Source organism: Bradyrhizobium sp. TM102 (genome assembly GCF_009176685.1).
In the GTDB taxonomy this organism is placed as follows: Bacteria; Pseudomonadota; Alphaproteobacteria; order Rhizobiales; family Xanthobacteraceae; genus Bradyrhizobium; species Bradyrhizobium ottawaense.
This window is the reverse complement of the sequence record NZ_AP021855.1, coordinates 5122503-5136429: the sequence shown is the minus strand read 5'-3', so window position 1 is coordinate 5136429 and position 13927 is coordinate 5122503. Positions and strand designations below refer to the sequence as shown.

Below are 13927 nucleotides of genomic sequence, written 5' to 3'. Positions count from 1 at the left end.
TCTCCGATTGGCGATCCAGATGACCAAACAATCCGATGACCGCCATTTTCTTGGCATCGATGTCGGCACCGGCAGCGCGCGGGCCGGCGTGTTCGATCGCTCGGGCAAGCTCCTTGCGAGTGACAACGCTCCCATCGCACTTTGGCGGGAGGCAGGCGACATCGTCGAGCACTCGAGCGAGGACATCTGGCGTGCCGTATGCCGCAGCGTGCGCGGCGCGGTGGCGCAGGCCGGCATCGCGCCGGACTGCATCGCCGGCATCGGCTTCGACGCGACCTGCTCGCTGGTGGTGCTGGGCGAAGGGGGCGCGCCGCTGCCCGTCGGGCCGTCCGGCGATCCTGCTCGCAATGTCATCGTATGGATGGATCACCGCGCCGCCGATCAGGCTCGCCGGATCAACCAGACGGGCGAGACGGTTCTCGACTATGTCGGCGGAACGATCTCCCCCGAGATGGAGACGCCGAAACTGTTGTGGCTCGCCGAAAACATGCCCGATACGTTTTCCCGTGCGTGGCAATTCATGGACTTGACCGATTTTCTCACCTGGCGTGCGACGGGGAGCCTGTCTCGCTCCATCTGTACCGTGACGTGCAAGTGGACCTATCTGGGCCACGAAAACCGTTGGGACGATCAATTCTTCCGCAGGGTCGGCCTCGGCGTGCTGGCGGACGAGCAGTTCCGCAGGATTGGCACCGAGGTCGTGCCCGGCGGAACGAGGCTTGCGGCGGGCCTGACGGCGGAGGCTGCGGCCGATCTCGGACTCGCGACGGGTACGCCGGTCGCTGCCGGCCTCATCGATGCACATGCCGGCGGTGTTGGTACGGTGGGCGCGCGCGGCACGGCGGGCACGGTGCTGACGCGCATGGCCTATGTGTTCGGAACGTCCGCCTGTACCATGACGACCACGCCGGATCCGTCCTTCGTCCCCGGCGTGTGGGGACCCTATTTCTCCGCCATGGTGCCCGGGCTTTGGCTTAATGAAGGCGGGCAGTCGGCCGCCGGCGCTGCCATCGAGCATCTGTTGCAGATGCATCCGCATTCCGCGCAAGCGACGCAGGCGGCACGCCAGAAGCAGCAGACGCTTGCCGATTGGCTCGCTTCGGAAACCGAATCGCGCGGCGGTGACGGAATGATTCCGCAATTGGTCGGCGAGGTTCATGTCGTCCCCGAGTTCCTCGGCAATCGCGCGCCGTTCGCGGACCCCGAAGCGCGTGCGCTGATTGCCGGGCTCGATATGCGCTCGGATCTGGAGAGCTTGCTGGCGCTTTATCTTGCCGGCCTGTGCGGTCTCGGTTGCGGGGCCAGGCAGATCGTTCGCGCCCAGCAGGACAAGGGCATCGCGGTCGATACGATCGTGGTGAGCGGGGGCGCCGCAAAGAGCCGCCTTGTGCGGCAGGTCCTCGCCGATATGACGGGTTTGACGGTGGCTGCGTCGGCATCCCCGGAGGCCGTCCTGCTCGGCTCCGCCATGCTTGGATCAGTTGCATCGGGCAACCATGCCAATCTCGGCGAGGCGATGGAGGCGATGTCGGTTCTGGGAGACATCTCTCGACCCCAGGCCGCTCTCGCAGACTGGGCCGATCGGCGCTTTCAAGCTTTCGAGGCCCTGCAGAAGGTCGGTCGGGCAATCAGAAGCGCTTCGTAGCCCATTGCCAGCTGGACCGGGCGTATCCAGGCACGGCTTGCATCCACGTCGGCGCTGCCTGCGTAGGAAAGGGCATTCGCCCCTCTTTCATCATCTCGACACATATGTCATTGTAAAAATACAAATGTATATGACGGGCATTTTTGTCCGGCGAAGGGAGGGCTGCCCATGGGTAGGAAAGTCGCATTCATTGCGGCCTTGTTCGGCGCGTTGGCATTGGTGGGTCCGGCGCAGGCGCGGGTCGAGGTCCAGTGGTGGCACGCCATGAGTGGCGTCCTCGGCGATCGGCTCAATGAGCTGGTCGAGAAGTTCAACAAGTCGCAGGACAAGTACACGATCGTCGCGGTCGCCAAGGGGAACTATGACGAGGTGACCAACGGGGTGATCGCCGCCTATCGCGCCAAGCGGCCGCCGGAGATGGTGCAGATCGCCGAGCGCGGTTACATGACGATGCTGCTTTCAGGGGCCATTGTCCCCGTGCAGGATTTGGTGGAGCAGAAAGGTTACAAGATCGACTTCTCGGACTTCATCAAGCCCGTCGCAAGCTTCTGGAGCTACAAGGGCCGGATGTCGGCGATGCCCTTCAACTCGTCGACGCCGATCTTCTGGTACAACAAGGATCACTTCCAGAAGGCCGGCTTCGACAAGCCGGCCGACACCTGGCAGGAGCTGGAGAAGCAGCTCTACACCATCAAGTCCAAGGGGATCAGCGAGTGCGGCACGGTCCTGCCAGGCGATTTCTACTGGAGCCTGCTCGAGAACTACAGCGCCATCAACAATCAGCCCTACGGTACGCTAGCGAACGGCTTCGACGGGCTCGGCACCGAGTTCGTCTACAACAAGACGAAGGTGGTGTCGCAAGTCGCGCGGCTCAAGAAATGGCTCGATGACGGCGTGATGCAGATCGCGGGTCAGGGCTTCAGTCCGGAACAATTGTTCACGTCGGGGCGGTGCTCGACCTTCGTCAATTCGACCGCCTCGCACGGCAACATCGAGCGCAATGCGACCATCAATTGGAGCGCCACCTTCCTGCCGCACGAGAGCGACATCAATCCGCCTCTCAACAGCACGATCGGGGGTGGGGCCATCTGGGTCATGAAGGGCCACACGCCGGAGCGATACGAGGCCGTCGCAGCCTTTCTGGATTTCGTCGCGCAGCCGGAAACCCAGGTCTGGTGGCATGGCGCAACCGGCTATGTTCCCGCCACCAATCGCGCCTATGCGGTCGCGCGGGAGCGGGGCTACTACAAGGATCATCCGACCAGGGAGATCGCGGTGCTGCAGCTCTCGCGCGGCACGCCGAACGAGAACTCCCGCGGCTTTCGCTTCGGCAACTTCGTGCAGACGATGCTGGCCCAGCGCCAGGAGGTCGAGGCGGTGTTCGCCGGTCAGAAGCAGCCGCAGCAGGCCATGGATGACGCAGTCAAGCGGGGTAACGAGATCCTGCGGCAGTTCGAAAAGCTGAATGCCGGGAAGACTCCGGAAACCGAGCGTCCATGACGTTGCGCCTGTCCATCCCATGGCGCGAGGCACGCGCACCCGTGCTTCAGGGAAGGCGCGGGGGTGGTGGGTTCAAGGCCGTGCGGGCGGCAGTCGCCGGCAGCTCGCGTCGGTCGGGCAGAAGGCGGCCGCGTGAGGAGGCCGGACTGAAGCGCGCCAATTTCGGCGACAGTCCGGGCCTGCCGACTTTGCTCTTGCTGCCGCAATTGCTGATCCTGCTGTTCTTCTTCTTCATTCCGTCGCTGCGGGCGCTGATGCAGTCCGTTCTGCTCAGCGATCCGTTCGGGACCAACGTTCAGTTCGTGTGGTTCGACAATTTCAAGACGCTGCTTGCGAGCGGCGACTACCGCCAGTCGATCGCGGTGACGTTCTGGTTCACGGTGGCGCAGAACGTGCTCACATTGGGCAGCGCGCTCGTGCTGGCCTTTGCCACCGACAGGATCGTGCGTGGCCGTTCGGCCTATCGCACGATCATCCTGCTGCCATATGCCATTGCGCCCGCGATCGCCGGCATCCTGTGGGCCTTCCTGTTCAATCCGGCGGTCGGCCCGCTCGCGCAGGTGCTGCACGGGCTCGGTATTGCATGGGACCCCAACCTCAATCCGACCGATGCGCTGATCCTGGTGACACTGGCCGCGTCATGGAAGCACATCTGCTACGATTATATCTTTCTGGTCGTGGGGCTGCTCGCGGTGCCGGTGTCGCTGATGGAGGCTGCCGCCGTGGATGGCGCGGGACCGATCCGCCGCTTCGTCTCGATCGCGCTGCCGATGCTCGGGCCCACCATCTTCTTCCTCACGGTGATGAATTTCATCTATGGCTTCTTCGAAACCTTCGCCATCATCGATGCCGTAACCAAAGGCGGCCCGGCCGGTGCAACCAACATTCTGGTCTACAAGGTCTTCGTCGACGGCTTCGTCAATCTCGATCTCGGCTCTTCGGCTGCACAGTCGGTTCTCTTGATGAGCTTTGCGCTGATCTGCACGCTGCTGCAATTCCGCTACTTCGACCGCAAGGTCAATTACGGGGTCTAGCCGCATGGTGGAACGCTCACCCGTCCTTAACATGCTCTGCCACGCGATCCTGATCGCGGGCGCACTGACGGTCTGCATACCCCTGTATTTCGCGTTCGTGGCCGGCTCGCTCACGGTGGCCGAGGTGCAGAAGGTGCCGTTGCCATGGCTGCCGGGAGGCCAGTTCTTCGACAATCTGCAGCTGGCCTGGAGCAAGGGCAATTTCAGCCGCACCTTCACGAATTCGATTATCGTGGCGCTCGGCATCACGGCCGGCAAGATCGCGGTATCGCTGCTCTCGGCCTTCGCCATCACCTTCTTCCGATTCCGCTATCGAATGCTCGCATTCTGGCTGATCTTCATGTCGCTGATGCTGCCGATCGAGGTCCGGATCGTGCCGACCTTCGAAGCCGTGGCAAATGCCGCGCTGCCGCTGCAATGGCTCTTGGATACGCTGCGTGTCGCCGATCTCTGGCGCTGGATCAGCGGGCACGAGGTCGCGATCGCGCTCGAATGGAACATGGTCAACACCTATCCGGGGCTGATCCTTCCGCTGATCGCCTCGGCCACCGCCACGTTCCTGTTTCGCCAATTCTTCCTGACGATCCCGGAGGAGCTGTGCGAGGCGGCGAGGCTGGATGGCGCCTCGCCGCTGCACTTCTTCTGGAGCATCCTGCTGCCGCTATCCGTGCCGAACATGGTGGCGCTCGCCATCATCCTGTTCCTGTTCGGCTGGAATCAATATCTCTGGCCTTTGCTGTTCACGACCGATAAGGAGATGGCAACGGCGGTCATTGCGTTGAAGGGCCTGATTCCCCGCTCCGACAGCGAGCCAGCCTGGAACATCGCCATGAGTGGTGCGCTCCTCACGATGTTGCCGCCGGTGTTGGTCGTCCTGCTGTTGCAACGCTGGTTCATCAAGGGTCTTGTCGACAGCAGCAAATAGGGACTGATCATGGTTTTCATCGCCGGGCATCGCGGCGGACGCAATCTTTGGCCAGAGAACAGCCTGACGGGCTTCCGCAACCTGTGCAGGGAAGGGGTCGACGCAGTCGAGTTCGACGTCCATCAGAGCACGGATGGCGGTGTCGTCGTGATCCATGATCCGCTGCTCGACCGCACCACATTCGAGAGCGGACCGGTGGGCGAGCGCAGCCTGCAACGCTTGACGGCAATGCGTCTTCGTGATGCGGGCGATGAGTGCATTCCGACCTTGGACGAGGTGCTCGACGTGTTCAGCGAAACCACGCTTGAGCTCCACATCGAGATCAAGACGGATGCGCTTGGCAATTCCTATTCGGGCCTCGAAGCGAGGCTGATCGACCAGATCAAGCGCCGGGGCCTGGAACGGCGTGCAATCATCACCTGCTTCGTGCCCGGCGTGATCGAGACCGTGCTCCGGCTGTGGCCGGAGGCGCGGGTGCTCGTTTCGCTCGACCGTCGTTCGGCGGAGATGATGGGCGGAATTGAGCCTGCGCTGACGCGATTGGCCGCCATTCCCGGCTGCATTGTCGCGGTCGAAAAATCACTCCTGGGGCTCGCGTTGCCGCTCGCCCTCAAGGTGCTCGGATCCGAGCGCCTTGGCGCATGGGTGACTAACGAGCCGGAGGATATCGCCTATTGGCTCTCGCAACCGGTGCGGCAGATCACGACCGATCGGCCGGATATCGCCGTGAGCATTCGCCGCAGGCTCGAAACGATGCCGGCGCGCCCATGATTCCCCGCCGCCGCTTTCTCGTGGGATCGCTGGCGAGCGCCGCCTTGGCTGCACCCGCCGGGTTCGTGCGGGGAGCGCCGGTTTCGTTCAGCGCGGATCCGTTCACGCTCGGTGTTGCGTCCGGATGCCCGCGGGAGGATCGCGTCATCCTGTGGACCCGCCTTGCTCCGCAGCCGCTCGAGGGCGGCGGCATGCGGGACGCGGCAGTGGACGTCGAATGGCAGGTTGCGGAGGACGAGGCCTTCTCGCGCATCGCCTCCCGCGGCGTCGTGCGGACGACCGCGGAGCTTGCGCATTCCGTGCATGCCGAGGCGACGGGGCTGCTGCCGGACCGCGTCTACCTGTATCGCTTCCGCGCCGGCCCGGCGCTCAGCCCGGTCGGACGCACCCGAACCGCGCCCGCCAGGGCGGCGCGGCCTTTACGTTTTGCTTTCGCATCCTGCCAGCAATACGAGCAAGGCTATTTTACCGCCTACCGCGACATGGCCGCGCGTGATCTCGACCTCGTCGTACATCTGGGCGACTATATCTACGAGAAATCCTGGGGATCGCGCCACGTCCGCCAGCATGGCGTCGGAATTCCGACGACGCTCGAGGAATTCCGCAACCGCTACGCGCTCTACAAGAGCGATCCCGACCTGCAAGCCGCGCACGCTGCCTTTCCCTGGCTTTCGGTCTGGGACGACCACGAGGTGATGGACGATTATGCCAATGATCGCTCCTATACGGCGCGCGATGCTGCTCAGTTCCTCAAGATCCGTGCGGCAGCCTATCAGGCCTATTACGAGCACATGCCGCTGCCTCCCTCGGCGCGCCCGCGCGGCGCCGACGCCACGATCTATGAACACTATCGCTTCGGCGAGATGCTCGACGTGCTGCTGCTCGACGACCGGCAATATCGCTCGGCATCGGCCTGCGTCGGAAGCGGGCGTCCGACCTGGGTGGCTGACTGTGCGAGCCGGACGGATGAAACGCGGACAATGCTCGGCGAACAACAGGAACAGTGGCTCGATGCCCGCCTGCGCGACTGTCGCGGCCGTTGGACGATCGTCGCGCAGCAGACATTGATGGCGCAGGACAAGCGGGAAGGGGACGATGGTGCTCACTTCTGGATGGACGGCTGGGACGGCTATCCCAACGCCCGCCGCCGTCTCCTCGATTCGCTCGTGGCGCAACGCCGACGCAATCCGATCGTGATCGGCGGCGACCGTCACGCCTTCTTTGCCGCCGATCTGAAGCATGATTTCGCCCGGCCAGATCGACCGACCATTGCGACCGAGTTCGTCGGCACGTCGATCACCTCAGACGGTCCGAGCGAAGCCAGCGTGCGCAAGGCGCTGGCGGAGAATCCGCATCTGGTCTACGCGCGAGGCGACAAGCGCGGCTATGCGACCGTGGAGCTCGACGCCCGGCATTGCACTGTGGGATTCGAGGCGCTCGACGACGTCAAGGATGCCGCGAGCGCGGTGCGCCGGCTGACGAGCTTTGTGGTCGAGGATGGCGTGCCGGGCGCGAAGGCCGCATGACGAAATCCGCATCGCAGAGATTTGACGACCAACGAAAGATCGCCTCAAATGCTCCGACGTCTGACTGTGCCTTGGGGCCGCTGCGGGGGGCTGCGCCGTGACTGATCAAACCATCCTGCGGGTCGCTTGGCTCTACTACATGGAGAACCTGACCCAGGCCGAGATCGGCGAGCGGCTGGGGCTGACCCGCGCCCGCGTCAATCGCATGCTGTCGGATGCCCGGCAGACCGGTATCGTCAACATCCGCCTCAACTCCGCCTTTGCGAGCTGCACGGAGCTGGAGCACCGCCTGCGCCGGGAATGCGGTCTGGAGGACGCGGTCGTCATCCCGAGCCCGGAGAATCCCGAGCAGGTCGGCAGCCTGATCGGGATGGCGGCGGGCGCGTATTTATCGAAATTCCTCGAACAGAAGCGGCCGCGCATCATCGGTATCGGATGGGGCGCGACCTTGCGTGAGACCATCCGTTACGTCACGCCGGCGGACTATCCCGAGCTCTCCATCGTCTCCATGATGGGGGGCCTGTCGCGTGGACTCGAGCTCAACACCTTCGAGATCGCGGGTGAGCTCGCGCACCGGCTGCACGCCCAGTGCAGCTATCTGGCCGCCCCGATCTTTGTCAGCAGCCGGCGCTCGCGCGACACCTTCCTGGCCCAGGAGGTCTATCAGGAGGTGCTGAACAGCGTTGAGAAGATCGATCTAGCGCTGTTGAGCATGGGAGATCTGACGCCGCGCTCGCTGCTGATGCGGCATGGGCTGCCGCCGGACGTTCGTGCCGAGCACCTGCGGGCGGCAGGCGCCGTCGGCGACGTCCTGGCGCAATTTCTCGACAAGACCGGCCGGCCCATAGATCACGGCATCAACAGCCGCGCCATTGCGCTGCCGCTCGAGAAGCTGGCGCGGGTGCCGACGTCGATGCTGATCGCCGGGGGGCTCAACAAGGCGCCGATCATCGCCGCGGTGCTGCGCGGGCGGATCGGCAAGGTGCTGGTGACGGACGAGAACACCGCCGTCGCCGCGCTGAAACTGATCGACAAGCAGAAATAACCGCTTTCTCACAACGAAGAGGGGATCCACGCCTTCGGCACCGAGGGCGCGAGGCCCCCGTGCGCGCCGAACGGTGTGCAAAAGCATTTGTCACTTAAGGATTACATATGTAATATGAGGGAGACAACTGCTCAGAAGGATGGCGTCGACATGCGCGCTGCGGTGCTCCAGGACATTCGTGACATCCGCGTCCTCGATATCCCCGAGCCGAAGCCGCTCGCGGAGGACGAACTCATCATCCGCGTCAAGGCTGTCGGCGTTTGCGGCAGCGATTTGCATTCCTATCTCGAGGGCGGAACAACTGGCCCGACCCAAGTCAGGCCGTTCGTCCTGGGCCATGAGTTCTCGGGTGTCCTCACGCCGGACTCGGCGCGAAAAGCGGGGTTCTCGGCCGACGCGTTGGTGGCGGTCGATCCTTCCATTCCCTGCGGCCGTTGCGAATGGTGTCACCGCGGTCACACCAATCTCTGCCCCAACGTGAAATTCCTGGGCTACGCGCCTCACAACGGCGCCATGGCCGAATTCGTCTGTGTGCCCCGATCCGCCGTGCATCTGGTGCCTGCCAGCATCGACCCGGCCGGCGCGGCGATCCTGGAGACGCTTGGCGTCGCGATCCATGCGATGGATCTGGCGCGCCCGCGGCTTCTGGAAAGCGTGGCGGTGCTCGGCTGCGGGCCGGTGGGATTGCTGCTCGTGCAACTGGCGCGGCTTGCAGGTAGCGGAAAGATCATCGCGATCGACCCCGTCGAGCAGCGTACTGCACTGGCCTGTGATCTCGGGGCGGACGTGGCGTGCCGCAGCTACGCCGAGGTCGGGGACGCCACCGAAGGCCGCGGCGTCGATCTGGTGATCGAGGCAACCGACTCATCGCACGGCTTCGAGCATGCGGCCCGCTGCGCCCGCATCGGTGGCCGAGTCGTCCTCGTCGGCATCCCGGAGAATAATCAGTACGTCCTCAGCGGCGCGGAGTCGCGTCGAAAGGGCCTGTCGATCAAGTTTTCACGGCGCATGCCGGAAGTTTATCCGCGCGCCATCGCGCTTGCGCAAGGCGGGCAGGTCAAGCTGGCGCCGCTGGCCACGCATCGTTTCTCGCTCGACCAGACGCCTGCCGCGTTCGAGCAGCAGGTCGCGCGGCGCGACGGCATCATCAAGGCGATCATCTGCCCGTAGATTGAGCGCTCTCTCGCAAGTGCTCGGCAGGACTGGTGCCAATGGCGAAATCGTCGAAGCTGGTCGTCGCAAGAAAGGGACGCGTCCTGATGGTCAGACGCAGGCGCGACGGGCTCTGGATGTTTCCCGGCGGCCGAAGGCGAGCAGGCGAGAGCGACAGGAGATGCCTTCGTCGCGAGATCAAGGAGGAGCTTCCCAAGCTGAAGCTCGGGCCGTTGAAACTATGGAAGGAAGTGAAAGCGAGAAAGAGCCGAACCGGCCGGCGGATGAGTGATGCGATCTTCCTGGCCAAGAAGGTGTCGGGGCGCCTGAAGGTCGGCGACAAGAAGGAGATCGATCGAGCGGTTTGGCGCAAGCCGCGCGGCGCCAGACTGACCCAGACGTCGCGCTACATCCGCGATAAGCTGTTTCCGAGATAAAACTCCGTCATCGCAGCGCCTGGCGCAGGAGAGTCAGCAGTTCCTCATGGATCAATCCGTTGGAGGCGATCTTGTCGAGATCGTCGTTGCTGCACGGACGCCCCGTCAGTGTCGTGACCTTCCCGCCGCCGGCCCACACCATCGGCAACGCGGCAGCGTGCGAAACGATGTCGGCTTTCAATGAGACAAAGCCGTCCAGGCGACCCGAGGCCACCATCGTCGTCTCGAAGGCGCCCGAGACGACGATACGCACGCCGCGCGCCACTTTGCCGAGCAGTTCGATTACACGCGTCGTCCGCTGGACTTCGTCGGGCGAGAAATGCGAGGTCAGAATCACCGAGACGACCGCATCTGACAGCGAACGCGTCGTGGAGACGCGGGCGGGCACGCCATCGATCGTTGCGCCTGCCCCCGCGAGATAGCGCGCAGTCAGTCCGATCTTGGGAGCGTTGATCAGGCCAAGTTTCGTCTCACCGTCGACCTCGTAGGCGACCGTCACGGAAAACCACGGCAGTCCCTGCGCGTAGTTGATCGTGCCGTCGAGCGGATCGATGATCCAGCGCGCCGCATTGTCCCCTTGGCTCGCGCCGCTCTCCTCGGCCAGGATGCCGGCATCCGGCGTCAGCGCCTTCAAGCCCGCGACGACGATCGCCTCGGAGGCAAGATCCGCCTCGGTGACGATATCGAGCCCGTCCTTGCGCTCTGTGCGTAGCGGCGTGGATTGCATCGCGACCAGCCTGGCTGCAGCCTCAGCAACGACGGCCTCTGCGCGCCATAGCAGCGTCGGAAGGCTCTTGCGCTCCTCGGTTCCCGGATCGTCCCGATCGGGCGCGATGTCGAACGGACGACCAAAGTCTCCGATCGGGACGAGATGGCTGCTGATGCCCATGTCCGGCCGCCAACAGTGCAAGGCAAATCCCGGCGGCTCCTTGATGAAGCGGTTACCGCGACCTGGCCGCAGGTCGAGCGCGACCTGGTGCGCCGTGCTCGGCGCCACATAGCCCACGGTCCCCGCGTAGCGCACCGTGATCGAGCGGTGATAGTGACCGCACAGCACACGTTCGGTGTCCGGATGGTCCTTGATGATTGCGTTGAGCGCTGTAGCGTCGCTGATACCCAGCTCGTCCATTCCGTCGGCTCCGACGAGGAACGGCGGATGATGAATGATAATGACCGTCGGCTTGCTGGGGCCTTCCGCGAGCACTTCGCGCAGCCATTGTTGCCGCGCCGCGCAGAAGGTCCCGTGGATCTGTCCGACCTCGACGCTGTCGAGGAAAATCAGCCGGACCGGGAATTCATCCACGACAAAGTTGATGAAGCCGTCGGACGGAAGATAGCGGTGGCGTGGTCGCAGCGACCGTATGAACTGCTCGCGCCGGTCGTGGTTGCCGGGAATGACGAATACCGGCATCGGCAGCCTTGCCAGGCCGGCGGCGACAATCTCGTATTCCTCCTCGAGCCCGCAGTCGGTCAGATCGCCGCTGACCACGACGCAGTCGGGTTGCGGACCGAGGTTCAGCACGGCGTCGATCGCGTCGTGAAACATCGCGTTGGTATCGATGTCGCCGTAAGCTTTCCTGCCATGCGGACGCACGTGGAAATCGCTCAGCTGGGCAATGATGAACACGGGAGTCCTGTTCCGGGGAGAAGGGCCTTTAACAGCGCTTGGTCACCTGCTGTGGCCGGCTGTCCGTTGCTTACGAACTCTTCATCAAGGCGTTGCTTTCCTTGACCATGCGATCGAGCCCGGCCTCGGCAGTCGTCTCGCCGCGCATGACGGCATGGATGATCTCGCGCTGCGTGCGCCAGATCTTCACGGACTGTCCGCCCGGATAGCCCTGCCATGGCTTCGCGCGCTCGATCTGCTGCGACACGGTGCGGAAGTTCGGGTTCTTGTCGTAAAACGGAGCCAGGAAGTCGGGCCCCGAGGCGCGCAAATTGGTCGGCATGTAGCCCGTAGTCTCCACCACGATTTTCTGCGCTTCAGGTCCGCTCACGAATTTCAGGAACTCCCAGGCGGCCCGCTGCTTCGCCGGATCTTTCGCCGTGATGATTGCCGCGTTGCCGCCGGTGGGCAGCCCACCTTTCTGCTTGTCGTCGATCGGGAATGTGCAGGTGCGCAAGGTGAACTTGTCGCCGATCAGATCCGTGACCTGGCGCAACCGGGCCGGCGTGTCGGCGAAGATGCCGATTTTCCCGGCGATGAACTGCTGGCGCGAGGAGTCCCAATCGATCAGCGGCATCTTGGCATCGGCCACGAACCGCCGGCAGTGGACCAGAGCCTTCAGCCCGGCATCCTTGCCGAAACCGGCAGTGGTTTCCGACGCGTCGAGCATCTGCCCGCCACCTTGCAGGATCAGGGAACGGAACAGCCAGTCGTCGGGCCAGTCATGGATGTTATAGGCTATGCCGGCGACATCGGGTCCCTTGCTCTTGATGTTGACGGCGAGCGCGATCATGTCCGTCCAGTTGTCGGGCATCCTGTCCGGATCGCCGCCCGCCTCCTTCACGAGCTGCGTGTTGAAATAGATGACCGGCAGCGACGCATTGAATGCGAGGCCGTAGATCTTGCCGTCGACCGCCCCGAGGGCCAGGATTCCGTCGGAATAGTTGGCCTTGCGCCAGGCGGCGTCCTCCTTCTGCAGCAGCGAGGCGACCTCGGTGATCTGGTTGCGTTTCACCAGCGTGCGCACGAGCTCGGCGAGGAGGTGATAACCCGAATAGTAGACGTCGGGCAGCTGGTTGGTGACGGCCTGCCGCAGCATAGTCTGATGACCTTCGTCATAGCTCGCCGCCGGTGCCCGGAACTGGATCTTGATGCCCGACTGCCGCTTCGTGAACTCCTGGGCGATCGGCTCATGGAATTTCGCGAAGGCAGGAAAGGCATAAAGGACATCCAGCGTAACGTCCTGCGCGTGGGCCGATCGCGTCAGGAGCGGGCTTGAAAGCGCGGTCGTCCCAACGGCCGCGGCGCTTTTCAGGAGGTCTCGGCGATGCAGCATGACGGTGTCTCCCTAGCGGTTGTTGAAGTCATTTGATTCCGGTCATCGTGATGCCGGCAAGGAAATGCCGCCGCGCGATCAGGAACGCGATGACCAGCGGCGCCGTGATGATGGTGGCGCCGGCGGCGAGCGCCCCGTAATTCGAGCCCAACTCGGAATCGGCGAAATACATCATGCCGAGCGGCGGCGTCGCGAGCTTGGTGTCGGAGACGACGATGAGCGGCCAATACAGGTCGTTCCAGTGCGCCACGACAGAGAAGATCGAAAACGCCGCGATCGCCGGCCATGCGCTCGGCACGACGATGCGCCACACGATTTCGAACTCACCGACGCCGTCGAGCCGCGCGGCCTGGATGATCTCATCCGGATAGGACTTGAAGAACTGGCGGAACAGGAAAATCGCGAACACCGACAGGAAGAAGGGCATCATCATCGAGAGGTAGGTGTTGAGGATGCCGAGTTCGGCGAACGCGATGTAGAGCGGGAGCGAGGGCGCCTGGACCGGAATGCAGAGTCCGAGCAGGACCAGCGAAAACAGGATCGGCCGTCCCGGAAACTTCAGCTTGGCGAGCGCATAGGCGCAGGGAATTGCGACCAGCAGCTGGACGACGAGGATTCCGCCGCAGACGATGAGTCCGTTGAGCAGAAAACGCAGCAGTGGCGCGGTGCTCAGGGCAGATTCGAAATTCTGCCATCCGTAGAACTGGCGCGGCCAGAGCCGGAACGTCGCCTCGAAGATCTCGCCCGGCGGCTTGATCGCGCTCGTCAGCATGAAAACGAACGGCAGCAGCATGAAGACGGCGCCGCCGATCAGCACCGCATGGACGAGCGCAAGCGACACGAGGCGCCGCATCCGGATCGCCACCGGCGTCGGCGGGCGAGTGATCGTG

At 63.7% G+C, this 13927-nt stretch carries 12 protein-coding genes; 9 read left to right on the top strand and 3 right to left on the bottom strand.

Features of this window, described 5'->3' with window-relative positions:
- Positions 1–19: 19 nt before the first annotated feature.
- The 9 genes from GDN70_RS24685 (at position 20) to GDN70_RS24645 (ending at position 10035) form a co-directional block, all read left to right on the top strand.
- Complete coding sequence (locus GDN70_RS24685) at positions 20–1645, top strand: FGGY-family carbohydrate kinase (protein ID WP_152103730.1); 1626 nt, start codon at positions 20–22, stop codon at positions 1643–1645.
- Between the two features lie 168 nt (positions 1646–1813).
- Positions 1814–3145, top strand: coding sequence for an extracellular solute-binding protein (locus tag GDN70_RS24680; RefSeq protein WP_063615352.1), 1332 nt, complete (start codon positions 1814–1816; stop codon positions 3143–3145).
- The gene (locus tag GDN70_RS24675; RefSeq protein WP_152103144.1) at positions 3142–4179 is read left to right on the top strand and encodes an ABC transporter permease subunit; all 1038 of its coding nucleotides are present in this window, start codon (positions 3142–3144) and stop codon (positions 4177–4179) included. The genes GDN70_RS24680 and GDN70_RS24675 overlap by 4 nt, the downstream gene beginning before the upstream one ends.
- Before the next feature lie 4 nt (positions 4180–4183).
- A complete protein-coding gene (locus GDN70_RS24670; protein ID WP_152103143.1) occupies positions 4184–5104 on the top strand; it encodes an ABC transporter permease subunit in 921 nt (306 codons plus the stop codon).
- A gap of 9 nt (positions 5105–5113) precedes the next feature.
- Positions 5114–5875: a glycerophosphodiester phosphodiesterase family protein gene (locus GDN70_RS24665; RefSeq protein ID WP_028145353.1), complete on the top strand. Its 762-nt coding sequence runs from the start codon at positions 5114–5116 to the stop codon at positions 5873–5875.
- Positions 5872–7401: an alkaline phosphatase gene (locus GDN70_RS24660; RefSeq protein WP_152103142.1), complete on the top strand. Its 1530-nt coding sequence runs from the start codon at positions 5872–5874 to the stop codon at positions 7399–7401. Before GDN70_RS24665 ends, GDN70_RS24660 begins: the two co-directional genes overlap by 4 nt.
- Before the next feature lie 97 nt (positions 7402–7498).
- The gene (locus GDN70_RS24655) at positions 7499–8446 is read left to right on the top strand and encodes a sugar-binding transcriptional regulator (RefSeq protein WP_197742265.1); all 948 of its coding nucleotides are present in this window, start codon (positions 7499–7501) and stop codon (positions 8444–8446) included.
- A gap of 150 nt (positions 8447–8596) precedes the next feature.
- Positions 8597–9616 (top strand): zinc-binding dehydrogenase, encoded by a 1020-nt coding sequence (locus tag GDN70_RS24650; RefSeq protein WP_152103141.1) that lies wholly within the window; start codon positions 8597–8599, stop codon positions 9614–9616.
- Between the two features lie 41 nt (positions 9617–9657).
- Positions 9658–10035, top strand: coding sequence for an NUDIX hydrolase (locus GDN70_RS24645; protein WP_152103140.1), 378 nt, complete (start codon positions 9658–9660; stop codon positions 10033–10035).
- Between the two features lie 7 nt (positions 10036–10042).
- Here the strand turns inward: GDN70_RS24645 and GDN70_RS35160 are convergent, their stop codons facing one another.
- The 3 genes from GDN70_RS35160 to GDN70_RS24630 all read right to left on the bottom strand — a co-directional run bounded on the left by GDN70_RS35160 (position 10043) and on the right by GDN70_RS24630 (position 13890).
- Positions 10043–11662 (bottom strand): inositol monophosphatase family protein, encoded by a 1620-nt coding sequence (locus GDN70_RS35160; RefSeq protein WP_173015859.1) that lies wholly within the window; start codon positions 11660–11662, stop codon positions 10043–10045.
- A gap of 70 nt (positions 11663–11732) precedes the next feature.
- Positions 11733–13037: an ABC transporter substrate-binding protein gene (locus tag GDN70_RS24635; protein ID WP_095425760.1), complete on the bottom strand. Its 1305-nt coding sequence runs from the start codon at positions 13035–13037 to the stop codon at positions 11733–11735.
- 28 nt (positions 13038–13065) lie between these two features.
- A complete protein-coding gene (locus tag GDN70_RS24630) occupies positions 13066–13890 on the bottom strand; it encodes a carbohydrate ABC transporter permease (RefSeq protein ID WP_028145347.1) in 825 nt (274 codons plus the stop codon).
- Positions 13891–13927: the final 37 nt, after the last annotated feature.